The organism is Pseudoflavonifractor sp. MCC625, assembly GCF_018784545.1.
GTDB lineage: Bacteria > Bacillota > Clostridia > Oscillospirales > Oscillospiraceae > Pseudoflavonifractor_A > Pseudoflavonifractor_A gallinarum.
In genome coordinates, this window is sequence record NZ_WQOJ01000005.1 from 273,420 (window position 1) to 298,341 (window position 24,922).

21 protein-coding genes and 1 other RNA gene are annotated in these 24,922 nt (G+C 62.8%); 7 read left to right on the forward strand and 15 right to left on the reverse strand.

What is annotated here, in order from left to right:
* Positions 1 to 51: 51 nt before the first annotated feature.
* The 5 genes from argC to GPK94_RS01825 form a co-directional block, all read right to left on the reverse strand.
* Entirely contained in the window at positions 52 to 993 is a 942-nt protein-coding gene (argC, locus tag GPK94_RS01805) for an N-acetyl-gamma-glutamyl-phosphate reductase (protein WP_215654127.1), read from the reverse strand.
* A 96-nt stretch (positions 994 to 1,089) separates the two neighbouring features.
* Positions 1,090 to 2,475 carry an argininosuccinate lyase gene (gene argH / locus GPK94_RS01810; protein ID WP_101692709.1) on the reverse strand — a complete coding sequence of 462 codons (1,386 nt, stop codon included), beginning with the start codon at positions 2,473 to 2,475 and terminating at the stop codon, positions 1,090 to 1,092.
* Positions 2,476 to 2,572: 97 nt separating this feature from the next.
* Entirely contained in the window at positions 2,573 to 3,790 is a 1,218-nt protein-coding gene (locus GPK94_RS01815; protein ID WP_101692708.1) for an argininosuccinate synthase, read from the reverse strand.
* 266 nt (positions 3,791 to 4,056) lie between these two features.
* Positions 4,057 to 4,761: a DUF6320 domain-containing protein gene (locus GPK94_RS01820; RefSeq protein WP_101692707.1), complete on the reverse strand. Its 705-nt coding sequence runs from the start codon at positions 4,759 to 4,761 to the stop codon at positions 4,057 to 4,059.
* 30 nt (positions 4,762 to 4,791) lie between these two features.
* Positions 4,792 to 6,099, reverse strand: coding sequence for a hypothetical protein (locus GPK94_RS01825; protein WP_215654129.1), 1,308 nt, complete (start codon positions 6,097 to 6,099; stop codon positions 4,792 to 4,794).
* A 194-nt stretch (positions 6,100 to 6,293) separates the two neighbouring features.
* On the opposite strand from GPK94_RS01825, the gene GPK94_RS01830 reads away from it, so the two are divergent.
* Positions 6,294 to 7,259 carry an alpha/beta hydrolase gene (locus tag GPK94_RS01830; protein ID WP_215654130.1) on the forward strand — a complete coding sequence of 322 codons (966 nt, stop codon included), beginning with the start codon at positions 6,294 to 6,296 and terminating at the stop codon, positions 7,257 to 7,259.
* Between the two features lie 69 nt (positions 7,260 to 7,328).
* Here GPK94_RS01830 and GPK94_RS01835 read toward each other — a convergent pair whose 3' ends face one another.
* From GPK94_RS01835 to GPK94_RS01850, 4 genes are all read right to left on the reverse strand, one after another.
* A complete protein-coding gene (locus tag GPK94_RS01835; RefSeq protein ID WP_215654131.1) occupies positions 7,329 to 8,747 on the reverse strand; it encodes an amidohydrolase in 1,419 nt (472 codons plus the stop codon).
* 24 nt (positions 8,748 to 8,771) lie between these two features.
* The gene (locus GPK94_RS01840) at positions 8,772 to 9,239 is read right to left on the reverse strand and encodes a hypothetical protein (protein ID WP_186963744.1); all 468 of its coding nucleotides are present in this window, start codon (positions 9,237 to 9,239) and stop codon (positions 8,772 to 8,774) included.
* An 18-nt stretch (positions 9,240 to 9,257) separates the two neighbouring features.
* Positions 9,258 to 10,559 (reverse strand): branched-chain amino acid transport system II carrier protein, encoded by a 1,302-nt coding sequence (gene brnQ, locus GPK94_RS01845; RefSeq protein ID WP_101692702.1) that lies wholly within the window; start codon positions 10,557 to 10,559, stop codon positions 9,258 to 9,260.
* 157 nt (positions 10,560 to 10,716) lie between these two features.
* Entirely contained in the window at positions 10,717 to 10,887 is a 171-nt protein-coding gene (locus GPK94_RS01850; protein WP_101692701.1) for a 4Fe-4S binding protein, read from the reverse strand.
* 209 nt (positions 10,888 to 11,096) lie between these two features.
* Between GPK94_RS01850 and GPK94_RS01855 the strand changes: the two genes are divergently transcribed.
* The 3 genes from GPK94_RS01855 to malQ all read left to right on the forward strand — a co-directional run bounded on the left by GPK94_RS01855 (position 11,097) and on the right by malQ (position 15,676).
* Positions 11,097 to 13,583, forward strand: a complete 2,487-nt coding sequence (locus GPK94_RS01855; protein WP_215654132.1) for an ATP-dependent Clp protease ATP-binding subunit — start codon at positions 11,097 to 11,099, stop codon at positions 13,581 to 13,583.
* Positions 13,580 to 14,116 (forward strand): DUF4358 domain-containing protein, encoded by a 537-nt coding sequence (locus GPK94_RS01860; RefSeq protein ID WP_252192478.1) that lies wholly within the window; start codon positions 13,580 to 13,582, stop codon positions 14,114 to 14,116. Before GPK94_RS01855 ends, GPK94_RS01860 begins: the two co-directional genes overlap by 4 nt.
* A gap of 72 nt (positions 14,117 to 14,188) precedes the next feature.
* On the forward strand, positions 14,189 to 15,676 hold the full coding sequence (gene malQ / locus GPK94_RS01865; protein WP_215654133.1) for a 4-alpha-glucanotransferase: 1,488 nt from the start codon (positions 14,189 to 14,191) through the stop codon (positions 15,674 to 15,676).
* 84 nt (positions 15,677 to 15,760) lie between these two features.
* On the opposite strand, the gene GPK94_RS01870 is transcribed toward malQ, so the two are convergent.
* From GPK94_RS01870 to GPK94_RS01880, 3 genes are all read right to left on the reverse strand, one after another.
* Positions 15,761 to 16,987, reverse strand: a complete 1,227-nt coding sequence (locus GPK94_RS01870) for an aspartate kinase (protein WP_101692698.1) — start codon at positions 16,985 to 16,987, stop codon at positions 15,761 to 15,763.
* 112 nt (positions 16,988 to 17,099) lie between these two features.
* Complete coding sequence (locus tag GPK94_RS01875; RefSeq protein ID WP_215654134.1) at positions 17,100 to 18,302, reverse strand: homoserine dehydrogenase; 1,203 nt, start codon at positions 18,300 to 18,302, stop codon at positions 17,100 to 17,102.
* A 22-nt stretch (positions 18,303 to 18,324) separates the two neighbouring features.
* Complete coding sequence (locus GPK94_RS01880) at positions 18,325 to 18,765, reverse strand: ACT domain-containing protein (protein ID WP_101692696.1); 441 nt, start codon at positions 18,763 to 18,765, stop codon at positions 18,325 to 18,327.
* Positions 18,766 to 18,942: 177 nt separating this feature from the next.
* Here GPK94_RS01880 and ytvI point away from each other — a divergent pair, with 177 nt between their 5' ends.
* Complete coding sequence (gene ytvI / locus GPK94_RS01885) at positions 18,943 to 20,013, forward strand: sporulation integral membrane protein YtvI (protein WP_215654135.1); 1,071 nt, start codon at positions 18,943 to 18,945, stop codon at positions 20,011 to 20,013.
* Positions 20,014 to 20,076: 63 nt separating this feature from the next.
* Here the strand turns inward: ytvI and GPK94_RS01890 are convergent, their stop codons facing one another.
* The gene (locus GPK94_RS01890) at positions 20,077 to 22,716 is read right to left on the reverse strand and encodes a transglycosylase domain-containing protein (protein ID WP_215654136.1); all 2,640 of its coding nucleotides are present in this window, start codon (positions 22,714 to 22,716) and stop codon (positions 20,077 to 20,079) included.
* Between the two features lie 286 nt (positions 22,717 to 23,002).
* On the opposite strand from GPK94_RS01890, the gene GPK94_RS01895 reads away from it, so the two are divergent.
* Positions 23,003 to 23,302: a DUF1292 domain-containing protein gene (locus GPK94_RS01895; RefSeq protein ID WP_101692693.1), complete on the forward strand. Its 300-nt coding sequence runs from the start codon at positions 23,003 to 23,005 to the stop codon at positions 23,300 to 23,302.
* A 33-nt stretch (positions 23,303 to 23,335) separates the two neighbouring features.
* A non-coding RNA gene (gene ssrS, locus GPK94_RS01900) (6S RNA) lies at positions 23,336 to 23,537 on the forward strand.
* Between the two features lie 78 nt (positions 23,538 to 23,615).
* On the opposite strand, the gene GPK94_RS01905 is transcribed toward ssrS, so the two are convergent.
* Together GPK94_RS01905 and GPK94_RS01910 are read right to left on the reverse strand one after the other, a co-directional pair.
* Complete coding sequence (locus GPK94_RS01905) at positions 23,616 to 24,170, reverse strand: phosphatase PAP2 family protein (protein WP_215654139.1); 555 nt, start codon at positions 24,168 to 24,170, stop codon at positions 23,616 to 23,618.
* A gap of 81 nt (positions 24,171 to 24,251) precedes the next feature.
* A complete protein-coding gene (locus tag GPK94_RS01910; RefSeq protein ID WP_215654141.1) occupies positions 24,252 to 24,773 on the reverse strand; it encodes a DUF4330 family protein in 522 nt (173 codons plus the stop codon).
* Between the last annotated feature and the right edge of the window lie 149 nt (positions 24,774 to 24,922).

Consider the following 24,922-nt stretch of genomic DNA (forward strand, 5'->3'; position numbering starts at 1 on the left):
CCTTCTGTGGGGGAACGAAGGGTGCGCTGTCTCCAGCTTCCCTTCTTCCGCTCAGTCCAAATGGAGCCCGGTGGTCTCGTCCAGGCCCAACATGATATTCATATTCTGTACCGCCGCGCCCGATGCACCCTTGCCCAGGTTGTCGAAGAGGGCGGTGACGATGGTCTGCTCCTCATGGCCGCAGACCACCAGCTCCAGCCGGTCGCTTCCGGCCAGGGCGTTGGCGGGGAGCATTCCGCCCTCCTCCTCATAGCGCACCGAGATCAGCTTCTGTCCGGCGTAGTAGGCCATGAGGATGTGGTAGATCTCCTTGGCCGTGGGCTGCCCCAGCAGATACTTATTGTGGAGCATAATCGTGGTGGCCATGCCCTTGTAGTAGTCGTCCACCACCGGGCAGAAGACCGGAGGCTGGTCCAGCCCGGAGATCTTCCGCATCTCATTGAGATGCTTGTGGCGCAGGTTGGTGCCGTAGATCCGGGGGCTGTACAGGTCCTTCCCCTTCTCCCCGCTCTCGTACTCCGCGATCATCTTCTTGCCCCCGCCGGAGTAGCCGGTCAGGGAGTAGCAGGTGAGCGGGTAGTCCTTTGGCAGGATGTGGAGGGAGACCAGGGGCATGGTGGAGGAGAGAAAGCCCGTGGCATGGCACCCGGGATTGGCCACCCGGGTGGCCTGTCCGATGACCTCGCCGGGATAGCGGTAAAACTCCGGGAAGCCGTAGACCCATCCCTTGGCGGTGCGGTGGGCGGTGGAGGCGTCAATGACCCGGGTGTGGTCATTCTCGATGAGGGCCACCGCCTCCTTGGCCGCCGCGTCGGGCAGGCAGAGGAAAACCAGGTCGGCCGCGTTGAGGAGCTTCTTCCGCTCCTCAACGTCCTTGCGCTTTTCCTCGTCGATGAGCAGCAGCTCGATGTCCTCCCGCGCGCCCAGGCGCTCATAGATCTGAAGGCCGGTGGTGCCTTCCTTGCCGTCGATATATACCTTTGGTTTATTCATAGAAACACCCCATTTTCTCGGTTTGCCGCGTAGACAGTTTCATAGTACGGCAGCCGAGCGAGGATTTCAACCTCAAACCTGTTACAGTCTGGTTTCTCAGCCCTTCTTCCGCTGGGCCAGGAAGTCCTTGATGTGGTCGATCTGCTGCTGCACGCTCTCGGCGGAGGGACCGCCGTAAACCTGGCGTCCGTTGACGCAGGTGTTGAGCTCCAGGGCCTGGTAGACATCCTCCTCGAAGATGGGCGAGACCGCCTTGAAGTCCTTCAGGGGCAGGGTGTCCAGGGTCTCACCGGCCTTGATGCAGAAGTTGACCAGCTTGCCCACGATCATGTAGGCCTCCCGGAAGGGCATTCCCTTCTTGACCAGGTAGTCGGCGCAGTCGGTGGCGTTGATGAAGCCGCCGGAGGCCGCCGCGCGCATGTTCTTCTCCTTGACGGTGAGGGTGTCCAGCATGGCGGCAAAGACGGGGATGCACAGCTCCACCGTGTCGATGGCGTCGAAGACCGGCTCCTTGTCCTCCTGCATGTCCTTGTTGTAGGCCAGAGGCAGGCCCTTCATCACGGTCAGCAGGGTGATGAGGGAGCCGTACACCCGCCCGGTCTTGCCCCGGACCAGCTCGGCCACATCGGGGTTCTTCTTCTGGGGCATGATGGAGGAACCGGTGGAATAGGCGTCGTCCAGCTCCACATACTTGAACTCCCAGGAGCACCAGAGGATGATCTCTTCCGAGAAACGGGACAGGTGCATCATCAGAATGGAGCAGGCAGACAGGAACTCAATGGCAAAGTCCCGGTCGGACACCGAGTCCATGGAGTTGTCGGTGGGGCACCGGAAGCCCAGGGCCGCCGCGGTCTGGAACCGGTCCACCGGATAGGTGGAGGTGGCCAGGGCGCCCGCGCCCAGGGGGCACTCGTCCATCCGCTCCAGGCAGTCCTCCAGGCGGGTGATGTCCCGCTTGAGCATGTTGGCGTAGGCCATCATGTAGTGGGCGAAGGTGGTAGGCTGGGCCCGCTGGAGGTGGGTGTAGCCCGGCATGACGGTGTGGAGGTTGGCCTGGGCCTTTTTCACCAACACCTCCTCCAGGTCCTGGATCATGCCGATGATGACGGGGATCTCCTTCTTCACATAGAGCCGGAAGTCCACCGCCACCTGGTCGTTCCGGCTGCGGGCGGTGTGCAGCCGCTTGCCGGTCTGGCCGATGCGCTGGGTGAGGAGGGACTCGATGTTCATGTGGATGTCCTCGTTCTCCATGGAGAACTCCACCTGATCGGCCTCCACGTCGGCCAGGATGGCCTTGAGCCCGTCGATGATCTTCTCGGCCTCATGGGCCTCGATGATGCCGGTCTTTCCCAGCATGGCCGCGTGGGCCATGGAGCCTGCGATGTCCTCCTTGTAGAGACGGGCGTCGAAGGAAATGGACGAGTTAAAGTCATTTACCAGGGTATCGGTTTCCTTCTGGAACCGTCCTGCCCACAATTTCATGCTGGTTACCTCATTTCTCTTTCATCGGGTTAATGTTTCAATGCTCCGCCGCCCCCTGTCTGGCAAAGGGCGGCGGAATGGATGTCTTAACGGGCGCTTACTTCAGCTTTCCCTGGTCCCGCAGGGCCAGGATGGTGTCGGGCAGGCCCCAGAGGTTGATAAAGCCGGTGGCGTCGTTCTGGTTGTAGTCGCTCTCCTGGAAGGTGACGATATCCTCGGAGTAGAGGGTGTCGGGAGAGGTGACGCCGGAGGTGATGATGTTGCCCTTGTAGAGCTTGAGCTTCACCTGGCCGGTGACGTACTTCTGGGTCTCAGCGGCGAAGGCGGAGAGGGCCTCCCGCACAGGGGTGAACCACTTGCCGTTGTAGACCAGATCGGCGAAGTCCACCGCCAGCTTCTGCTTCATGTGCTTGGTGTCCTTGTCGATGGTGATCATCTCCAGCACCTCGTGGGCCCGGTAGAGGATGGCGCCGCCGGGAGTCTCGTACACGCCCCGGTCCTTCATGCCGGTCATCCGGTTCTCCACGATGTCCAGCAGGCCGATGCCGTTCTTGCCGCCCAGGTCGTTGAGCTTGCGGATGATGTCGGAGGCCTTCATCTTCTCACCGTCCACGGCCACGGGCCAGCCCTTCTCAAAGTCGATGGTCACATAGGTGGCCTCGTCGGGGGCCATGGCGGGAGAGACGCCCATCTCCAGGAAGCCGGGCTTGTCGTACTGGGGCTCGCTGGCGGGATCCTCCAGGTCCAGGCCCTCGTGGGAGAGGTGCCACAGGTTCTTGTCCTTGGAGTAGCTGGTCTCCCGGCTGATCTTCAGGGGCACGTTGTGGGCCTCGGCGTAGTCGATCTCTTCGTTGCGGCTCTTGATGTCCCACTCTCTCCAGGGGGCGATGATCTTCATCTCGGGGGCGAAGCGCTTGATGGCCAGCTCAAACCGGATCTGGTCGTTGCCCTTGCCGGTGCAGCCGTGGGCGATGGCGTCGGCCCCTTCCTTCTTGGCGATCTCCACCAGACCCTTGGCGATGATGGGCCGGGCAAAGGCGGTGCCCAGCAGATAGTCCTCATACTTGGCGCCCATCATCATGGAGGGGATAATGACATCGTCTACCATCTCATCCACCAGATCCAGCACATACAGCTTGGAAGCGCCGGTCTTGATGGCCTTCTCCTCCAGGCCCTCCAGCTCGTCATTCTGGCCCACGTCGCCGGCCACGGCGATGATCTCGGGGTTGTTGTAGTGCTCCTTCAGCCAGGGGATGATGATGGACGTATCCAGACCGCCGGAGTAGGCGAGGACAACTTTCTTGATCTCAGACATTGTAATGACCTCCTGTGAGGCGGCCGCTCCGGCCGTCTTTCTGATGTTGGCATCATTATACTCCCAGCAGAATAAAAATGCAACTGTCATTTTGCATAATTATTCTTATATCTCCCATTTTATTTGAATATAATTTTATATATTCATTTTATAGTGAATATCCTAGAATGTACTTCCCTGGCGCACACTCTGGAATATACGTTTTTATTCTGCATAAAACGAAAAAAGCGGCGCGGCTCTTCCAAGAGAGCCGCGCCGCCGCGCTGTCACATATGGAACCGCCGCCGGACCTCCTCCCGCAGGGAGGGGATCCGCCGTACGATGATGAGCGGAATGACCAGCGCCACGCAGATGGTGAAAACCACCAGGGACCAGCTGGGCCCCCAGGCCCCGTGGATAAACCGGTCGATGAGCAGCTCCGTGCCCACCAGGAAGGCCCCGATCGTGCCCACCAGCAGCGTGACCGTGGTCAGGATGGAGCGCCGTCCTCCCCCCAGTATCAGCCCCAGGAAGAGAACACAGGCCCCGCCCCACAGCACGATGGGCAGTGCCAGGCCCAGGTACCACACCATTCCGTCCAGGTCTATGGCGATGAGGAGCAAATACACCCCCACCGCCGCCACATCCAGCACCAGCCGGATCAGCAGCGGCATCCCCCGCAGCAGAAGCGGCGGGACAAACCACAGCCACAGCATGATGGCCGCCCCCACCACGTAGAGGGACCAGGTCCGCTCCGCCGGGAGGAAGATGTTCAAAATAGCACAGCACACCGACACCGACACCAGCATGGCTGAGATCAGCACGGCCAGCTCCCACTTGGAAACCGGGGCCACCTCGCCCCGCTCCGTGGGAAAGGGCTTGGGGGAGACGGTATCCACCGGCTGCTTCGGGTTGACCACCGGCGTATGGCACAGAGGGCAGAAGGAGGCCGTTCCATCCAGTTCTACCCCGCAGTTGACGCAATAGGACATAGCAGCTTACACCTCGTTTTCACGCAAAACTCAAAACAGCAGCTCGGATTGGACGTTCCGGTTGCTCTCCACCTTGACGTGGATGCCCTCCCGGACCAGAAAGCGGAAGAACTCCCGCTCGGTGTCGGTCTCCTGAAGGGTCCCGGCGAAGGTAATCTCCATGGTATTGCCGTAGCTGATGGAGGCACAGTGGACCCGCGGGTTGGTGGCCTGCCCAAGAATGACCTCCATCCGCCGGATGTGGGGGGCCATCTCCTCGGGCACGGTGAAGGCGCCGGGATTCGTATAAGTACCGGAATAGGGCCGGGTCCCCGCCAGGCGGTAGCTCAGGGCCATGACGGGATTTTTCAGCCAGATGGGGATGAGCTGAAGGGCCCGGTTGGTCTGGAAACGGACATTTCCCGTCAGCAGGGCCTGCATCTCCTGCCGGTTGATGTGCAGGCGCATATAGTGGTGGACCTGAGAGAGGATCTCCGGGAAGGTATACTCCCCCAGGGAGGGGTCGATACAGGGCCGCACCGTCAGAATGAAATTGCGCAGGGTCTCCGACGGGAACCAGGGCCGCAGATTGATGGGGATGGCCAGCGCCACCGGCTTGGGATGCCGGGGCTCCTCCCTGGCCTGATTTTCCAGAATGACCTTCAGCAGCGCGCCGGTCAGATACTCCGTGATGGACACGCCGTAGGACTTGGCCCGGGCCTTGAGCTGGTCCACCGGGACGAAGCCCATGGTCACATTCAGCGTATAGAAGTGCTCCGGCGTGCCGGTATTCTGGAAGGCCTTCTTCCCGATCCCGGCCCGCAGGGAACGGACCGTGGCATAGCGGGCATAGGCGTCCTCCAGCTCCTCCCGGTGGGGAGGCTCCTCCACGTCCAGAATGCCCGGACCGTTGGGGATGGCATGCCCCATCTCCCGCAGGTACACAGCCAGAAGGGTGCGGAAAAAGACCAGTGCGCCCGCCCCGTCCGAGAGGGCGTGGAAGACCTCCAGGGAGATCCGGTGCTCATAGTAGTAAAAGCGCACCAGCCAGCCGTTGTCCTCCCGGAAGCGGACCGGCTGGCATGGGTTGGAAATATCCCGTTTCACAAAGGGACCCGGGGCCGGATTGGGCTCAAAGTAGTACCAGAAGGCCCCTTTTTTGATGTGGACCGCAAAGCCCGGAAAGCGGGGCATGGTCTTATCCACCGCCCGCTGCAGGGCCTCAGGGTCCACCCGCTCCTCCATCACCGCGGAAAAGCGGTAGATGGCGGAATAGTTTTCCTTTTGGATCGCGGAGTAGAGCACGCCGGCATTGTCCAGCTTATACCACTGCTTCTCTCTGCGTTCTCTGGGAGCCATTCGGTCACCTCCTTTTGGATCAGATCGCTTCTTGCCTTCCATTTTATCACCCCCGTATGGAAACTACAAGGGGAATTGGACGAAGGGAGGTTTGGTACTGTTACGCCTCCCCCTTCTGTGGTATAATACCCGCAAAGCGTCTATTACCTCTTTTCTATATTACACGCTCCCACGTACAAGGAGGACCTGTGTCCATGAAACGAACCATGCTCTTCTCCAAATCCGACCGGGCCCGCTCCGAATCCCGGCGGGCTGAACAGCGGCGCCTGACCGGCATGATGAAGGCCCTCAAGGCTATCCACACCGCCACCTCTCCCGAGTCCATGGACCCGGAGGATCTGGAGCGCCAGCGCAAGGGGCAGGAGGTCTTGGGCCGCCTGGCCGCCCCCATGGCCGGGATGAGCTGGGAGCCCTTCTCCCTCTCCGGCATGAATGCGGCCTGGGTCCGGCCCAACCGGGGCCACGACCGCCGCCACGCCATCCTCTACTGCCACGGCGGAGGCTATACCAGCGGCAATCTGGGCTATTCCCGCCCCATCGCCTCCAAGCTGGCGGCGGTCACCGGGTATGAGGTCCTCTCCTTTGAATACCGCCTGGCTCCGGAGCACCCCTATCCCGCCGCGGTGGAGGACGCCATCCGGGCCTGGGACCACCTGATGTACCTGGGCTACGGTGCCCGGGATATCGTAGTGGCCGGGGACTCGGCGGGCGGGAATCTGGCCCTGGTGCTCACCCACCGGCTCAAGGCCATGGGGCGCAGGCTCCCCGCCTCTCTCATTCTCATGTCCCCCTGGACCGATATGACGGCCAGCGGGCGCTCCTATCAGGAGCGGGCCGAGCTGGACCCCTCCCTCACGCTGGAGTATATCCAGGCCGTCCGGGGGGCCTATGCCCGGGGGGAGGACTGGACCTCCCCCTACCTCTCCCCCCTGTTCGGGGATTTCTCCGGCTTTCCGCCCGTCCTCATCCAGGCGGGCACCCATGAGATTCTGCTCTCCGACTCGGTCCGCCTGCGGGACCGGCTGGTGGCGGCCGGCATCCCCTGCCGCCTGGAGGTGTGGAGCGGTATGTGGCACGTCTTTCAGATGTTCCCCATCAAGCGGGCCAACGAGGCCATGGAGAGCATCGGCCGCTTCCTGCTGGAACAGCTCTCCATCTGATCTTCTCTCTTGCAGCAAAATACCCCCAGACCCATGTAGGTCTGGGGGTATTTCTTTCTCTCAGAAGGATCAGTTCTCCTGGGCTCTGGTCTTGAAGCTCTCCCACTTGTGGCCCTCGCCCCGGTTGGTGATCTTGCCGCGGCGGCACAGGCCCTCGGCGGCGCGCTGGCCGTTGGCGATGATACTCTCGTCGCTGGCGGTGGTCAGATGGCCGCTCTCCAGCACCATGCGTCCATCCACCATCACATCGGTGATGTTCTGCATCCCGGAGGAGTACACCAGGGTGGAGACGGGGTTGTGCATGGGGGTGGACTTCTGGCTGGCCGCCGGGTCGAAGAAGACCAGATCGGCCTTCTTGCCCACCTCGATGGAGCCGATCTCCTCCTCCATGCCGATGGAGCGGGCGCCGTCGATGGTGGCCATCTCCAGCACCTTCTCGGCGGTGACCGCCATGGGGTCCAGGGTCTTGACCTTGTGCTGGAGGGCGGTGCACTTCATCAGCTCGATCATATCCTGGGAGTTGTTGCTGGCCGCGCCGTCCAGGCCCAGGCCCACGGTCAGGCCCTTGCGCAGCATCTCGGGCACCGGAGCCACGCCGTCGGCCAGGTACATGTTGGAGCAGACGTCGTGGGACACCTTCATGTCGTACTGCTTCATCAGCTCCATATCCTGCTCGTTGACCCAGCAGCAGTGGACCATGAGCACGTTGGGGCCCAGAATGTTCAGCTTCTTCAGCAGATCCACGTCGTTGCACCCGTGGACCCACTCGGTGGCCATGCGGGCATACTCCGTCTCGGACACATGGACGGTAAAGCCCGCGCCGTATTCATTGACCACGCGCCACTGCATCTTCAGCATCTCGTCCGAGTTGGACCACATGGAGGACGGAGCGGCCCAGATCTTCAGGCGGCCGTTTTCGGTATTGTGATAGGTGCGGAACAGCCGGTGGAGATCGGCCTCCACGTCGGCCACCTTCTCGCACAGGTCGGGGCAGGTGCCGTACTCCACGCCGGTGTCCATGGTGCCGCGGCCCACGATGCCGCACACGCCCAGGTCCTTCACCGCGCGGCAGATCCCGTCGGTCAGTCCGCCCTTGCTGTGGCAGTGCATGTAATCCACCGTGGTGGTCACGCCGCTGTGCAGGGCTTCAGACAGGCCCAGCATGGCGGCATGGTATGTGTCCTCCGCCTCCAGGTAGACCGCCGCGGGGAACATCATATGGGAGAGCCAGTCGCTCAGCTCCATGTCGTCTCCGATGCCCTTGAGCAGGGTCTGGAAGAGGTGGGTGTGGTTGTCGATAAAGCCAGGGAAGATCACCTTTCCTCCCGCGTCCACAACGCGGTCGGGGGCAGGGTATTTGGCGTTCAGCTCAGCGCTGGGACCAAGATCGGCGATGCGGTCATCCCGAACCAGGATGGCTCCGTCCCAGAGAATGCGGCGCTGCGGGTCCACCGTCACGATGACGGCATTGCGAATGAGCTGTTCCATGGAGTATCCTTCCTTCCAATCTGTTTATGTGGGAGCGATACTGCCCAGTTCCAGCACAGGTCGGTCACCCAGGAATCCGGCTCGTCCTGTTCCCTCCGCCACCGTCCGGCAGAAATAGGCATAAAGCTCAGATTCTTTATACTCTTTATATGAGTATCTGTCAAGAGGATAATCGTAATCCAGGGTGAGATAGCCCATCTTTTCCAGCTCCAGCAGCATGGCCGCCGTCTCTTTCACCGACTCCATGCTCTCGTCGGGCGCGCGGAGATAGACCGGGGCAAGGGCCACGGCGCAGAAATCCTCCTCCACGCTGCTCTCCACCAGAAAGCGGGCCACCGGAAGGAAGTGATGGTGGTGCAGATGGTGGAGAAAGTCCTCCATAGCGGGGGTCAGCTCCCCCTGTGCAGGTCCATGTTCGTGCCCGCACCCGCAGTCGTGGGTATGGGTATGGCTGTGGTCATGGCCGCAGCCGCAGTGACCGTCGTGATGCATTTCCGTTCTCCTCCTAAATTACGCTTCCGCTTTCTTGCCGGACAGGATCAGGCCCACAATCACGCCCACAGCGGCGGGCAGGATCCAGCCCAGATTCAGCTCGGCCAGCGGCATTCCGTTCAAGACCTCCAGCTTCAAAAGGCGCTGCACCTCAAAGAGGATGCTGGCCACCCCGGTGAAGAGGATGGTCATGGGGTATACCATCCGCCGCCCCTCCAGCCAGGGCTGGGCATAGGCCAGCAGGATGAGCATGATGACCACCGGATAGATCATGTTGAGCACCGGCCCGGAGACGGCCAGGATTTGGTTGAGTCCCGCGTTGGCCAGAACCATGCTCACCACCGCAAAGAGGACCGCCCAGGCCCGGTAGGAGAGCTTGGGGCAGATGCTGTTGAAATACTCGCCGCAGGAGCAGATCAGACCCACGCACACATTGAAGCAGGCGATGACGAAGATGGCCGCCAGCAGCACGTTGCCCAGCCGTCCGAACAGGGCGGCCACGATGTTGGTCAGCGCCTGGGCCCCGTTCTCCGGATTGGGGAAGGCGCCGCCCGAGAGGGCGCCGATGTGGGCCAGCATGGAGTAGATCACAAAGAGCAGCACACCCGCGATGATGCCTGCCCGGACCGCTCCGCGGACCACGGCGCGGTCCTCCTCCACGCCCCGGGCGCGGATGTTCAGGCTGATGATGATGCCGAAGACCAGCGCCGCGATGGTATCCATGGTGTTGTATCCCGCCAAAAAGCCGGTGGAGACGGCCTGGACCGGGGTCTCATAGCCCGCGCCGGCCGCGCCGTATCCCTCCAGCGGATTGATCACGCATCCCACAAAGGTGATGACGATCAGGGCGATGAGGATGGGACACATGATCTTGCCCAGCCGGTCGGTGAGCTTTTCCGGCCGCAGGGCCACGATGAGGGCCAGGACGAAAAACACCAGGGAGTAGATCAGCTGATAGACCGCAATGGGGGCGTCTCCGCCCACAAAGGGGGGCACCGCCATCTCAAAGGACGTGCTGGCGGTACGGGGAATGGCCAGACAGGGGCCGATGGCCAGGTAGGCGATCACCGTAAAGATCTTTGCAAACAGGGGGTGGACCCGGCCGCCCAGGACGTCCAGCCCCCCCGAGCGGGCCACCGCGATGATGCCCAATACCGGAAGGCCCACCGCGCTCAGGGTCATGCCCAGCATGGCAAACCAGGTCATGGTCCCGGCCTGAGCCGCAATATTGGGCGGAAAAATCAAATTTCCCGCCCCAAAAAACATGGAAAACAGGGTGAATCCTACCAGCAGCAGGTCCCTGCTCTTGAGCTGCTTCATGCTCGCTCCTCCTTTTTCTCTCTGGAATACGCATGAGTTTACATGATGGTAGTATACAGGATTTCCGCCCCGTTGTAAACAAATGTATTTCATGCAAACACAAAAACAGGGACCCGTCTAAGACGGGTCCCTGTTTTTCAGTTCTCAGATGAGACGATTAGCCCTGGGAGATCGCTCCGACGGGGCAGGTATCAGCGCAGGTACCGCAGTCGATGCAGGAACCGGCGTCGATCTCGTAGTGCTCGTCACCCTCGTGGATGGCGGACACGGGGCAGGCGCCAGCGCAGGAGCCGCAGCTCACGCAATCGCCGCTAATCACATATGCCATAGGTAACACCTCCAAACTTAAACTAACCACATTGTAACACGAATTTTTAAAATTGCAATGCTAAATTCACAGAATACTGGGTATATTTTTGGATGGCAGAATTTCCAGCTTTTGTGCGATCGAATTTTACTGAGGAAAGAGGCGTTACCATGGGGCCGATCCAAAAAAGAACCCGGAGATTCCGATTCTCCGCAAAACGAGGTGATCGTTTGAACGACGTGAATTTTACCCAGCGGGCCCAGACCGCTCTGCGTCTGGCCCAGGAGAGCGCCGCGGAGCTGGGGCACGGCTATGTGGGTACGGAGCATCTCCTGCTTGGACTGCTGCGGGAGGGCGGGGGCGTGGCCGCCCGGGTCCTCCAGAGCGCGGGACTGGAGGCCGAGACCATCCGCACCGCCATCCTGCGTGCGGTGGGCTCGGGGATACCGGGGGCCCTCCCCTCCCAGGGGCTCACCCCCCGCTTCCGGCACATCATCGAGCTGGCCCTGGCCCACGCCGGACGGCTGGGTCAGGACTACGTGGGCACGGAGCACCTCCTGCTGGGCCTGCTCCAGGAGGGAGAGGGCGTGGCCATCCGGGTCCTCTCGGCCTGCGGGCAGGACCCCCGGCGTCTGGCGGGAGATCTCTCCGCGGCCATGGGAGGAGAGCTCCCCCCGCCCTTCCGCAGCGGTGGAAAGGCCAAATCCGAGCCTGATTACACCGGCGCCGGGGACAGCAAACTCCTGGAGCAGTTCTCCCGGGACCTGACGCGCATGGCGGCCAGCGGCCTGCTGGACCCGGTGGTGGGCCGGGACGATGAAATCGACCGGGTGATCCAGATCCTCTCCCGCCGGCGCAAGAACAATCCCGCCCTGATCGGAGAGCCCGGCGTGGGCAAGACCGCCGTGGCCGAGGGCCTGGCCCGCCGCCTGGCCGCCGGGGAGGTCCCCGACGAGCTGCGCAGCAAGCGCCTGTTGGCCCTGGACCTCTCCTCCATGGTGGCGGGCACCAAGTACCGGGGCGAGTTTGAGGAGCGGGTCAAGCAGCTGCTGGGCGAGGTGGTGCGCCTGGGCAACATCATCCTCTTCATTGACGAGCTCCACACCATCGTGGGGGCCGGCTCCGCCGAGGGCGCCATCGACGCGGCCAACATCATCAAGCCCGCCCTGGGCCGGGGGGAGATCCAGGTCATCGGCGCCACCACCACCAGCGAGTACCGCCGCTATATCGAAAAGGACGCGGCGCTGGAGCGGCGCTTCCAGCCCGTTACCGTCTCCGAGCCCGACGAGGCCACCGCCCGCTCCATCCTGCTGGGGATCCGGGGCCGGTATGAGGCCCACCATAAGCTGCGCATCTCCGACGAGGCTCTGGACGCGGCCCTCTCCCTCTCCATCCGCTATCTGGCCGACCGCCGCCTGCCCGACAAGGCCATCGACCTGATGGACGAGGCGGCCGCCCTGGTGCGTCTGGAGCGGCTCTCCGCGCCCGCCGACCTGCGGGAGTTGGAGGAGCGGGTGGCCCAGGCCCGGCGGGAGAAGGAGGAGGCCATCCGCAGTCAGGATTTTGAAAAGGCCGCCATGCTCCGGGACGCCGAGAGCGATTTCCGCCGGGAGCTGGACCGGGAGCGCACCCTCTGGCACAGCGGACAGAACGTGGGGGAAGTCACCGCCGAGGATGTGGCCCAGGTGGTCTCCCGCTGGACGGGGGTCCCCGTCACCTCCCTCACCCAGAGTGAAAAGGACCGCCTCCTCGCCCTGGAGAGGGAGCTCCACCGCCGGGTGATCGGCCAGGACGAGGCGGTCCGGGCGGTGGCCCGGGCGGTGCGCCGGGGCCGGGTGGGGCTGAAGGAGCCCGGCCGTCCCATCGGGGTCTTTCTCTTTCTGGGACCCACCGGCGTGGGCAAGACAGAGCTCTGCAAGGCCCTGGCCGCCGCCCTCTTCGGCAGCGAAGAGGCCCTCCTCCGCTTCGACATGTCCGAGTATATGGAGCGGCACACGGTCTCCCGCCTGATCGGCTCCCCGCCGGGCTATATCGGCCACGACGAGGGGGGACAGCTCACCGAGGCGGTGCGCCGGCGTCCCTACTCGGTCCTCCTCTTTGACGAGCTGGAGAAGGCCCACGAGGACGTCTGGGGCCTCCTCCTCCAGATCACCGAGGACGGAGTGGTCACCGACACCCAGGGCCGGAAGGCGGATTTCCGCAACACGGTCATCGTCATGACCTCCAACGTGGGGGCCGCCCGCATCACCGCCAAGGGCGGCAAGCTGGGCTTCCAGTCGGCCCTCTCCTCCGGGGAGACCCGCCCCCTGACCGAGCTCAAAGAGGCCGTGATGGGCGACCTGAAGCGGGTCTTCCGGCCGGAATTCCTCAACCGGCTGGATGACACCATCGTGTTCCGCCAGCTGGAGCGGGAACAGATCCGCACCATCGCCCGCCGGATGCTGGACGGCGTGGGTGAGCGGCTGGGCCGCCTGGGGGTCTCCCTGCACGTGGAGGAGGACGCCCTGGAACAGCTGGCCCGGGAGGGCTTCGCCCCCGACTACGGTGCGCGCCCCCTCCGCCGGGCCATCCGCGCCCGGGTGGAGGACCCCGCCGCCGAGGCGCTGCTCTCCGGCGCCCTCCAGGCCGGAGGGGCCGTCCGGCTGGTCCTGCGGGAGGGCGCCCTCGCCCTGGAACCCCAATCCCCCGCCACAAACGAAAGGAGTCTGGAACCATGATACTGCGCCATACACGCCTGATCCCTGCGATCCTGCTGCTCACTGCCCTGCTCTGCTCCTGCTCGGCCTCCCCTGCCCCTTCCCTCTCCCCGGAGGAGCGTACCCAGCTCTACCGCTCCGCCATCGAGCGCGCCCGGGACCAGGAGACGAACGAGGCCCTCCCGGTCCTCAGCGACCCGGAGGACGAGCGGGCCGATCTGCTCCTCTCCCTTCTGGGGGTCACCCCGGAGGACCTGGAGTCCTTTGCCGTGGCGGTCTCCCCCATGAACATCAAGGCCTACGGCATCGCCCTGATCCTCCCCGCCGACGGGCGGGATGAGGCGGTCCGCGATGGGCTGGACTCCTTTGTGGAGACCCAGAAAAACAATTTTGAGTTCTATCTGGCCGACCAGTACGCCATCGCCGAGGATGCCCGGGTGGAGACCCTGGTCGACGGCACCTGCCTGCTGGTCATGTGTGAGGACGCCGACGGGGTCCTGGACGCCATCCGCAGCACGTTGGAGGAGGGCGGCATCCCCGCCGGGCTTTCTTGACAGCCTCCGCGCCGCCGCTCTATAATGGAGCAGAACCTGCGGCCCTCCGGCCGCACGATTGGAGGTCATACGATGCTCACTTACCGCTCCAGCGGCATCCTGCTCCCCATCTCGTCCCTTCCCGGCGATTACGGTATCGGGACCCTGGGGGCCAAGGCCCGCCGCTTTGTGGATTTTCTCTGTGACGCCGGACAGCATTACTGGCAGATCCTCCCTCTGGTCCCTCCGGGCGGAGGGGACTCCCCCTATATGTCCCCCTCCTCCTTTGCGGGCAACCCCTTTTTCCTGGATCTGGAGACTCTGGCCCAGGACGGCCTGCTCACCGCCCAGGAGCTGAGTGAATCCCAGTATCCCAATCCCGACCGTGTGGATTACCCCTGGCTCCACATGAACCGCCCTGCCCTGCTCCGCAAGGCGTGGGAACGGGGCCGGACCCGCTATGCCCAGGAGCTGGACCGCTTCCTGGAGGAGGAGGCCGACTGGCTGCCCGACTTTGCCTTCTTCCTGGCTCTGCGGGGCCATTTCGGCGGCGCCGAGCTGAAGGACTGGCCCCGGGAAGTACGTACCCGCCAGCCCGAGGCCCTCGCCCCCCTGCGGGAGGCCCTGGCCGAAGAGATCTCCTACCATGCGTTCCTGCAATTCCTCTTTTTCCGCCAGTGGGACGCCCTCAAGCGCTACGCCAACGAGCGGGGGATCTCCATCATCGGCGACCTGCCCATCTACGTTTCTCCCGACTCGGCGGAGGTCTGGGCCAACCCCTCCCTCTTCCAGCTGGATGAGGACTTCCACCCAACCGCCGTGGCGGGCGTGCCCCCGGATGCCTTCAGCGACGAGGGCCAGCATTGGGGCAATCCCCTCTACGACTGGGACTATCACCGCTCCACCGGCTATGCCTGGTGGCGCCGCCGGGGAGAGCAGATGGCCCGGCTCTACGACGTGGTGCGCATCGACCACTTCCGCGCCTTCCACACCTACTGGTCCATTCCCCTGGACGCGTCCACCGCCAAGGCCGGCCACTGGGAGCCCGGCCCCGGTCTGGAGCTGGTGGAGCTCCTCTCGGCCATCCCCGGGCTCCATCTCATCGCCGAGGACCTGGGCGACCTGGACGAGGAGGTCCGGGCCTTTATCGCCCAGAGCGGCCTGCCCGGCATGAAGATACTGATCTACGCCTTTGATCCGGTGGGGGAGAGCTCCTATCTGCCCCACAACTGTCCGCCCAATTCCATCATCTACACCGGCACCCACGACACCCCCACCTTTGTCCAGTGGCTCTTTGAGGAGTCCAGCGCCGCCGAGCGGGAGTATGCCTCCGACTACCTCCGCCTCCGGGGAGACGAGGGCTTCGGCTGGGGGGCCGTGTGCGGGGCCTGGGCCTCTCCCTCCCGCCTGGCCATGGTCCCCATGCAGGACCTGCTGGGCCTGGACTCCGACGCCCGGATGAACGCCCCCGGCACCATGGGGCCCCAGAACTGGAGCTGGCGGGTGCGGGAGGCCGCCTTCAACCCGGACGTGTCCACCCGCCTCCGGAAGATCACCCGCACCTACCGCCGCTGTCTGTGATCGTCACAGGTATCCAAACATTGCTCCGACACGCTGAGAGCCCGGACGGCTATGCCGTCCGGGCTCTTTTTCTGCTGTATCGATTTAGTTGTGGCTTCCGAACTGGGAGAAGAAGCGGTCGTGGATCGCCTGGACCGCCCGGTCGGCCTCGTTCTTGTTCACCAGCACCGAGATCTTGATCTCGGACGTGGAGATCATGTTGATGTTGACGCCCGCGCTGTACAGGGCCTCAAACATCTGGGAGGCCACGCCGGCGTTGTTTACCATACCAGCGCCCACAATGGAGATCTTGGCCACGGTGTCCACGATGTCCACGTGGTCGTAGTGGAGGGCGGACTTGCGCTCCTCCAGCAGCTCCCGGACCCGCTCCATGTCCCCATGGCCGACGGTGAAGCTGATATCCTTGGTCTGGTCGCGGCCGATGGACTGGAGAATGATATCGACGTTGATATTTTCCTTCCCCAGCATGGAGAAGATCTTAAAGGCAATACCCGGCTCATCGGCCAGGCCAATGATGGCCACACGGGCAATATCGGTATCCTTGGCAACGCCGCTGACATATACTTTTTCCATGTTTTTAGTAACCTCCTTGACTTTGGTGCCAGGCTGTCCGGAAAAGCTGGAGAGCACCTCCAGATTGACATTGTAGCGCTTGGCCATTTCCACCGAGCGGTTGTGGAGGACCTGGGCGCCCAGGCTGGCCAGCTCCAGCATCTCGTCATAGGTGATCTCATCCAGTTTGCGCGCGCCCTTGACCCGGCGGGGATCGGCGGTATAGACACCGTCCACGTCGGTGTAGATCTGACACAGATCCGCATGGAGGGCGGCGGCCAGAGCCACGGCAGAGGTATCCGACCCGCCCCGGCCCAGTGTGGTGATGTCGTCGTACTTGTTCACGCCCTGGAAGCCGGTGACGATCACGATGCTTCTGCGGTCCAGCTCGGCCAGGATGCGCTCGGGCCCGATGCGCTTGATGCGGGCGTTGCTGTAAGCGGAGTTGGTCTTCATCCCGGCCTGCCACCCGGTCAGAGAGACGACCGGATAGCCCATGGCCTCAATGGCCATGGCGCACAGGGAACAGGAGATCTGCTCTCCGGTGGAGAGGAGCATATCCATCTCCCGCTTGGAGGCCTTCGGGTTGATCTCCGCCGCCTTGGCGATCAGGTCGTCGGTGGTGTCCCCCTGGGCCGAGAGGACGGCCACCACATTGTGGCCCCGGCGGTAGGTCTCCGTGATGATACGCGCCACATTGCGGATCTTATCCGCATCGGCGACTGAGGAGCCGCCGAATTTCTGTACAATCAATCCCATGGTATCTATGTACCCCCTAAAACTTCAGAGTGGAGCGTTGTCCGCTCGGAAGGAACGGCGGCCGGAGCGGCCCCCTTCCTCTCACTATCTTATGTTCTGCTCCCCCGAGCCGTCAGTCCAGCACCCGCTGAGCCAGAACGACCCGTCCGAATCCGGACAGGCTCGCCCGCAGCTGCGCGCCGCTCATGGCGCCGGTGAGGAAGGCCCGCTCGCCTGCCGGGGCGTCCGGACGCGTGAGCTCCTGCACCCCTTCGGGGACGGCGGCGGCCTCCGCCAGACGGACATACCAGCGGCTCTCCAGCGCATCGGCCGGGGCCACCGTATCCTCGCCGCCGGGCGCCCAGGACAGCTCTCCCGGGCCCTTCCGGTGTTTGGCCACGTCCATCACGTCGGCCACCACCGCGGAGGCGGTAGGCCGCTTTCCGGCCCCACGGCCGTAGAACATCACATCGCCCACCGCGTTTCCCTTCACGGTGATGGCGTTGAACACATCCTCCACACCGGAGAGCGGGTTTTCCTCCTCCACCAGGTGGGGCGCCACATAGATGCACAGACGCCCGTCCGCCTGTCGGATGGCCCGGCCCAGCAGCTTCCAGCGGTATCCGGCGCTCCCGGCATAGGCCACGTCGGCCCCGGTCAGCTCTGTGATTCCCTGTGTGGGGACCTGCCGGGGGTAGATATGCCGTCCAAAGGCCAGGGAGGCGAGAATGCAGATCTTCCGGCAGGCGTCATGGCCCTGGATGTCGGCGGTGGGATCTGCCTCGGCATAGCCGTTGTCCTGGGCCTCTTTCAGGGCCGCTTCAAAGGAGAGCCCGCCCCGGATCATCCGGGTCAGGATATAGTTGGTGGTCCCGTTGAGGATGCCCGTGATCTCCTCGATCTCATTGGCCGCCAGGCACTGGCTCAGCGGTCGGATGATGGGGATGCCCCCGCCCACGCTGGCCTCAAAGAGATAGCGCGCGCCGTGCTCCCGGGCCAGCTGGAGCAGCTCATACCCGTGCTCGGCCACCAGCTCCTTGTTGGCGGTCACCACGCTCTTCCCGGCCCGCAGCGCCCGCTCCGTGTACTCCTTGGCCGCGCCGGTGCCGCCCATGACCTCGACCACCACTTCCACCTGGGGATCCTGCTCAATCAGGGAAAAGTCCCGGACCATCCGGTCCCGGAAGGGGCTGTCCGGATAATCTCGGCGCACCAGGATATATTTGACGCCGATCTCCTCTTCCGCCCGGCGGCCGATGGCCCCGGCGTTTTCGTGCAGGACCTCCGCCACGCCGGAACCCACCACGCCGTAGCCCAGAATTGCCACATGTATCATATTTCGTTCTCTTCCTCTCTGCTCAGCCGGCCAGAATCTCGCAGCGCACCACACCCTCCACGTTGAGCGCCTGCGCCAGCAGCTCCTCCAGAGAGAGCTGCAGGCCCGACGTCTCCGCGCCGATGGTCACGGCCGCGCAGCCGTTGACCGGGATCCCCTGATTGATGGTCAGAATATTCCCGCCGCTCTGGGCAAAGATATTGAGGACTGCCGAGAGTACGCCCGGCTCATCCTTCAGCAGGATCTGGAAGGTGACGATACGCCCGTGGAGCATATCGTTGAAGGGCCGTACCGCATCCTTATATTTATAAAACGCGCTGCGGCTGATCCCCACACGGCGGGTCGCGGCGTTGACAGTATCCACCTCGCCAGTCTCCAGAAGGCGCTTGGCTTCCGCCACCTTGAGGAAAATCTCCGGCAGCGCTCCGGCCTCCACGATAAAATAATTCGGTGTCTTGCTCAACGTCAATCCCTCCTCAATGTCCTTCTCCGAAAAGCAATTGTTCATCGAATTGTTATCATTTTAGCACAGTAAACTGCGACAATCAACCGCCGATTTCGCGTGAAAGCCAATAGTTTTACAGTCTATCATCCCCACTTTTTCGTCAAAATAACCACACCGTTGGAAAGGAGGACCCCCATGCACCCGCCGCCTTCGCCCCTGATTCCTGTCCGCGTCTTACAGGCCATCCTTGTGCTGGGAGGACTCTGGTTTCTGCTGCCCATCGTACTTCCCTGCCTGCTGCCCTTTTTGCTGGCCCTCCTCTGCGCCGCCCTGCTGGAAGGGCCTGTGGCCTTTCTCACCCGGCGCGGAAGGCTCCCCCGCTTCCTGGCCGCGGCGCTGTGTACCCTGGTCTTCTTCCTTCTGCTGGCCGGGGGCCTGGGCCTGCTGGTGTGGCGGCTGGGAATGGAGTGCGCCGTGCTCCTCCAAAAGACGCCCCAGCTCCTCTCGGCCTTTACCGGCTGGCTGGGCGGGGTCCGGCGCTGGGCGGAGCGCTTCCTCATCGCAGCCCCCATCCCCCTTCAGGAGACCCTGCGGGGCGGGATGGAGGCGCTGGAGGACCAGGGAATGCGTCTGCTGGGGGACGCCTCGGGCCTGCTGGGGACCTGGCTGGCCCACGGGGCCTCCGCCCTGCCCCAGTGTGGCCTCTTTCTCTTTACCACCGCCCTGGCCACCTGTCTCATCAGCGCCGACCGGTCCCGCCTGCACACGTTCTTCTGGCGTCAGGTCCCGGCTCGCTTCCGCACCCGCCTGCGGCATATGGTGGGTGCGGTGCGGGATGCCATGACCGGCTGGCTGCGGGCACAGGGGTGTCTCATGCTGGTCACGCTGTGTCTGCTCACGGTGGGCTTTCTGCTCCTGGGGGTGGATCTGGCCATTCTGGCCGCCGGCTTCACGGCACTGCTGGACGCCCTGCCGGTCTTCGGCGTGGGGATCGTCCTGCTGCCTTGGGCGCTGCTCTCCCTGCTGCGGGGGCAGACCTCCCTGGCGCTGGGACTGCTCCTCCTCTACGGCGTACTCTTTCTCACCCGCAGCATCCTGGAGCCCAAGCTGGTGGGAAAGGGCTCGGGTCTCCCCCCTCTGGCCGCGCTGCTCGCCATGTATACCGGCTTTATCCTGTGGGGGGCGGCGGGCATGATCTTCCTGCCCATGGCCGCCGTCATGCTCAAGGAGCTCCACGACCGGGGGCTGGTCCACCTCTGGAAATAACAAAGCCCTCCGCCTTCCGGCTGAAGCAGCCGGGCCGCGGAGGGCTTTTGTTGCACTATTCTATTACTGGGCGTCTGCCGGAGGGGCCACCTCTTCACTGGGCGGCGGAGAGGGTGTGGTTTCCGGCTCCTCCGTCTCCCCGCCCGGCTCAGTGGGCTCTGTACTGGGCTCGGGCGACGGCGTCACCACCGGCCACGTCTCCGGGTTATAGGGGTCAAAATCCGGATAGAGGTCCGCGGGCGGGTAGGTGCTGGGGTCCATGGGATCGAAGGTCGACGGATCGTATTCCGTCGGCTTCTCCTGCTCCTGGGTGTGGACGGTGCACGTCCCCTGGGCCTGTACGTTCTGCAGGCGATAGGCGTCGTCCCGGGCCCCTCTTCCGAAGGACTCCCGCTCGAAGCTGGGCAGAGAGATGGTGACGACCGTGGGTTCCACCCCGGCCTCATTCCCCTCCCGGGGACAGAACTCTCCGGCCACATGGTAGAGTCCGGTGCTCTCTCCGGAGGAATTGAGGATGGGGCTGTCCTTACAGACCTCAATGGTCTGCGTGTGGACGTCACAGTGCTCGGTGGGCTGGTCGCCGTTGAAGAAATAGGCGCCCTGCACCCGGTTCCCACGGGGATCCAGCGTACAGTTCGGACCGGCCAGCTTGCCGCTGTCGATACAGATGTTGACGGTCACCAGTCCCTCGGGCGTCTCAAAGTCCTTATTCTCCAGGCCCTGGTGGATGGGCTCCATCACCTTGCGCCACATCTGGGCCGCCGGGTTGGTGGAACCGTTGTTGATGCGCTCGGGATACTTGGCGTATCCGGTCCACACGGCCGCCGTATAATAGGGGGAGTAGCCCACGAACCAGCGGTCCTTGTAGTCGTTGGTAGAACCCGTCTTACCGGCGATGGTCATGCCGCTGAAGTAGGCCTCCCGGCCGGTCCCCACCCCGTTGGGGCTCTTGATGACGTTCTTGAGCATGCTGTTGATATACCACGCCGTGGTGGACTTGACCGCACTCTCTTCCTCCTGGGTGTTATCCAGAATGACCACTTCCTGGCCATCCTGCTCCCGGGTCACCTTGGTGTAGGTGCGGGGCTCCACATACACGCCGCTGCGGGGGAAGACCGAGTAGGCCGCAGCCATATCGATCACCCGGGCGCCGTCGGTCAGACCGCCCAGGGAGAGCTGGGCCAGGCCCTCGTCGTTGCTCTTCTTGTTCTCCGCGCTGTGGACCAGCGTGCTGATGTGGAAGTGGTCTTCCAGGTACTCCATGGACTGTCCGATGCCCATTTCCTGGATCACCCGGGCCGGGACCGTGTTGGCCGACTGCTCCACCGCCTTGCTCACCGTCTCGCGGCCCCAGTAGTAGCCGTAGGAGTTGGAGGGCCAGGCAGAGCCGCTCAGCTCCATCACCGGCGTGTCATCAAAGACCGAGTTGGGAGTAATGAGTCCCAGATCGATGGCCGGGGCGTAGGCGGAGAGGGGCTTGATGGAGGAGCCCGGCTGCCGCTTGCTCATGGTGGCCATATTCAGCACCTGATTGGCCGTTTTTTCGCCCATGGCGCCGGCCATGGCCACCACGTCTCCGTCGTGATCCAGCACCACGATGGCCGACTCCAGCTGCTCGCCCCGGGAAGAGGTCTGGGGAAGGTTGTCCCGGTTGAGGTAGACCTCATCCACCACCTCCTGGACGTCCGGATCGATGCAGGAGTAGATCTTGAGTCCGCCGCTGTAAACCATGTTGCTGGCCACTTCTCTCGAGTAGCCGCCCTCTTCCACCAGGTCGTCGATCACATCCCGCACCACCTGCTCGGCATACCAGCTGAGCACATTGGTGGTATTTTCGTTCTCCTCATCCTCCCCCTTGGTGAAGTTCAGTCCGGCCTTGACCTGGGCGGCCGCCTCGTCGTACTCGGCCTGGCTGATCTTCTCCTGCTCCAGCATGGCGTTGAGCACGTTCAGCGCCCGGTTGGCATTGTTTTCCGGATGCAGATAGGGGTTATACATGGAGGGGTTGTTGGTAATGCTGATGAGGCTGGCGCACTCGGCCAGGGAGAGCTCCCGCACATCCTTGCCGAAATAGTTCTCCGCGGCCGTGGACACACCGTAGCACTTCTGCCCCAGGTAGATATAGTTCAGATAGAGCTCCAGGATCTCTTCCTTGGTGTGGTATTTTTCAAAATCCAGCGCCCGGAAGATCTCCAGGATCTTTCGCTTGACGGTGACGTCGTCATAGTCGGTCATATTTTTGAGCAGCTGCTGGGTCAGGGTGGAGCCGCCCTGGATGTCCTCGCCGGTCATCATACTCAGCACCGCCCGGGCGGTACGCACCCAGTCCACGCCGTTGTGCTTGTAAAAGCGCCGGTCCTCAATGGCGATGGTGGCGTTGATCAGATCCTCCGGGATCTCCTCATAGGGGATCCACACCCGGTTTTCCGTCCCGTAGAGGGACTGGAGCTCCACCGGCTGTCCGGTCTCCTTGTCGGTGTAGTAGATCGTACTGGCCAGCGCCGTGGAATAGGCCTGTGCATCCACATGGGCGTTGGGCAGGATCTCCGTCGTGATATAAACCGCCGCAAAGCAGGCCAGGAACGCACAGGTCACGAGCCCGATCAGGAACAGCGTCCCGATCCCCTTGAGGACGGTTCGCGCCGTATGTCCTCCGCTCCCCCGCACGCGCCGGTCGTCGTTGGGATTCGTTGTTCTTGCCAAAGTGACACCTCCGGTATCGGTCGGCCAGCCCCGCCGCATCCTGCGGCCGGCTGCCATGGTATGGGTGACTTCGTCACAGGTACCCGAATATTATAGCATAGGTGCGCCAGTTGTCCACCCTATATTATCCCTTTATTTCCTATTTTTAGAATCTCAAAAAAATTTGCGGACTCCTATCTTGCAATTTATCCTGCTTCGGGTTACAATAGGTACGGCAGCAAATCGCTCTGGCGTTTTGTACGGCCTCCCCCTCCGGGGACCACAAACCATAGAAAGCGGTGAAGCCATGAGCGAGGAATTTGGCGGTGAGTTCATTACCCTGACCGATGAGGAGGGCAATGAGTTCGAACTGGAATACTGCACGACGATCGAGCACGAAGGCACGGTCTATATGGCCTTTTTGACGGTTACCGAGGCCGATGAGGACACGGAAGAGCCGGAAGAGAGCGAGGACGACGGTCTGGTCATCCTCAAGGTCATCAACGTGGACGGCGAGGATCAGCTGGCCACGCTGGACAGCCAGGAAGAGCTGGACGCCGTCTATGAATTGGTGATGCAGGAGCTCTTCGAGGACGAAGAGGAGTAACCTCCGCCTTACCAATTCTGAATTTTTTCTGAATTTTTCCTGCGGGGTGCGTGATGGGCTTTATTTAAACCCACATCTCTGAAACGGGATGTCGCCCTCACGGCGTGGATTGCAGGCCTCCCGGCCCCCTTTGTGGGTCACTGGAAGTTGGAAGCAAGGAAGCGCTGTGGAGACAACCCACCTGCCAATTACGTGCAGGTTTTAAAGGAGTCCACACGGCTTCTGCGGGACCCCCACAGGCTCTGCCTGTGGGGTTTTTTATATGCGAAGGGACAGAAAAGCGGGTACGATCTTAAAATCGTACCCGCTTTTTTCAGATGCGGTTTCTTCTCCGGTCTGCCACGCGCCGCCACAGGGCCAGGGCACACAGGGCGCACAGGGTGCCCACCACGGCGCCGGCCAGCACGTCACTGGGGAAATGGACCCCCACATACAGGCGGGAGCAGCCCATCAGCACCGCCAGCACCAGCGCACCCGCTCTTGTCCAGGGCCAGGGCAGGCTCTTCCACCACACCACACCCGCGGCAAAGGCCGCCGTGGTGTGCCCCGACGGGAAGGAATTGGGGTCTCCCTCTGCGATCAGAGGGACCAGCCCCTCCACCACCAGCCAGGGCCGGGTGCGTTCCACCAGGTGCTTGAGCACCACGTTGGTGCACAGCAGGCCCAGCAGAAGGGCTGTCAGCGCACAGAGTCCCGCTCTCCGGGTCCTGGGGATACACGCAAAGACCAGCGCCAGCGCGATCCACAGCATGCCCGCGTCCCCCAGATGGGTGAAAACGGAGAAAAACGCGTTCAGGATCGGATTGCGGACCCAATCCTGGACCCAGAGGAGGATCGCGCCGTCCAGTGCTACGAGCCACGTAAGCATAGCTATCTCCTTTTCTGATTCCGAATGATAAAAAAGCAGGACGGGAACGCTCCCGTCCTGCTCTCTTTCTGTCTCTTGCGATCAGGCCGCCTCGTCCCACTGGCAGTCCGTGATGATGCCGTTGGCAAATTCAAAGTGCGTGGTCTTGAGCGTATGGGCCTTGCCGATGCGGACCTCCTGGGTGCCCACTTCGTTGGTGGCGCTGTTGGCCACATGCACGGTCACCGTAAAGGTCAGGTCCAGCAGGTTATCCGCCAGAGGCAGCGTCAGCGCGCCAGTGGCGGAGTTGATGGTGGTGCTGTTGTCGTGGGGCTTGGCCACCACATCGGTCACATAGCCGTTGAGCTTGGTGCCGGAGGCCATGAGCTGATCGCCGCCCTCCTGCTCCACATACTCCACGATGGAGTCATATACCTCCGGGTATACGTTGTTGACCTGGACCGTATAGGTCAGGGTGGCCGCGCCGCCCTCCGCACCGGGGAGCACGCCGCCCTTGCCCAGCAGCTTCAGACCCACCACCGCGGCAAGCAATACCACCAGGATCAGGACCAGCAGGTCCACAATGTTGATCTTTCCAAACAGTCTGCCTTTTTCGTCTAACATCTTTTGCAGCCTCCGAGGTTGTAAATTGACCGGTTTATGGTGTAAAATAGGACTGTCCCTGTGTCCGGAAGCCTCCGGACTCACAGTGGAGCTTTTTATATTGTAGCATATTCCCAGTATGGGAACAAGTCTTTTTTCACCTGGAGGGT

Bases quoted from the DNA above. Each gene is read 5' to 3' on its own strand.
- GPK94_RS01830 (WP_215654130.1), top strand. From the start codon at position 6,294: ATGAAACGAACCATGCTCTTCTCCAAATCCGACCGGGCCCGCTCCGAA.
- GPK94_RS01835 (WP_215654131.1), bottom strand. From the start codon at position 8,747: ATGGAACAGCTCATTCGCAATGCCGTCATCGTGACGGTGGACCCGCAG.
- GPK94_RS01895 (WP_101692693.1), top strand. From the start codon at position 23,003: ATGAGCGAGGAATTTGGCGGTGAGTTCATTACCCTGACCGATGAGGAG.
- GPK94_RS01875 (WP_215654134.1), bottom strand. From the start codon at position 18,302: ATGATACATGTGGCAATTCTGGGCTACGGCGTGGTGGGTTCCGGCGTG.
- GPK94_RS01825 (WP_215654129.1), bottom strand. From the start codon at position 6,099: ATGGCTCCCAGAGAACGCAGAGAGAAGCAGTGGTATAAGCTGGACAAT.
- brnQ (WP_101692702.1), bottom strand. From the start codon at position 10,559: ATGAAGCAGCTCAAGAGCAGGGACCTGCTGCTGGTAGGATTCACCCTG.
- GPK94_RS01815 (WP_101692708.1), bottom strand. From the start codon at position 3,790: ATGTCTGAGATCAAGAAAGTTGTCCTCGCCTACTCCGGCGGTCTGGAT.
- GPK94_RS01840 (WP_186963744.1), bottom strand. From the start codon at position 9,239: ATGCATCACGACGGTCACTGCGGCTGCGGCCATGACCACAGCCATACC.
- ytvI (WP_215654135.1), top strand. From the start codon at position 18,943: ATGCACCCGCCGCCTTCGCCCCTGATTCCTGTCCGCGTCTTACAGGCC.
- argC (WP_215654127.1), bottom strand. From the start codon at position 993: ATGAATAAACCAAAGGTATATATCGACGGCAAGGAAGGCACCACCGGC.
- GPK94_RS01905 (WP_215654139.1), bottom strand. From the start codon at position 24,170: ATGCTTACGTGGCTCGTAGCACTGGACGGCGCGATCCTCCTCTGGGTC.
- GPK94_RS01850 (WP_101692701.1), bottom strand. From the start codon at position 10,887: ATGGCATATGTGATTAGCGGCGATTGCGTGAGCTGCGGCTCCTGCGCT.
- GPK94_RS01910 (WP_215654141.1), bottom strand. From the start codon at position 24,773: ATGTTAGACGAAAAAGGCAGACTGTTTGGAAAGATCAACATTGTGGAC.
- GPK94_RS01860 (WP_252192478.1), top strand. From the start codon at position 13,580: ATGATACTGCGCCATACACGCCTGATCCCTGCGATCCTGCTGCTCACT.
- GPK94_RS01870 (WP_101692698.1), bottom strand. From the start codon at position 16,987: ATGGGATTGATTGTACAGAAATTCGGCGGCTCCTCAGTCGCCGATGCG.
- malQ (WP_215654133.1), top strand. From the start codon at position 14,189: ATGCTCACTTACCGCTCCAGCGGCATCCTGCTCCCCATCTCGTCCCTT.
- argH (WP_101692709.1), bottom strand. From the start codon at position 2,475: ATGAAATTGTGGGCAGGACGGTTCCAGAAGGAAACCGATACCCTGGTA.
- GPK94_RS01820 (WP_101692707.1), bottom strand. From the start codon at position 4,761: ATGTCCTATTGCGTCAACTGCGGGGTAGAACTGGATGGAACGGCCTCC.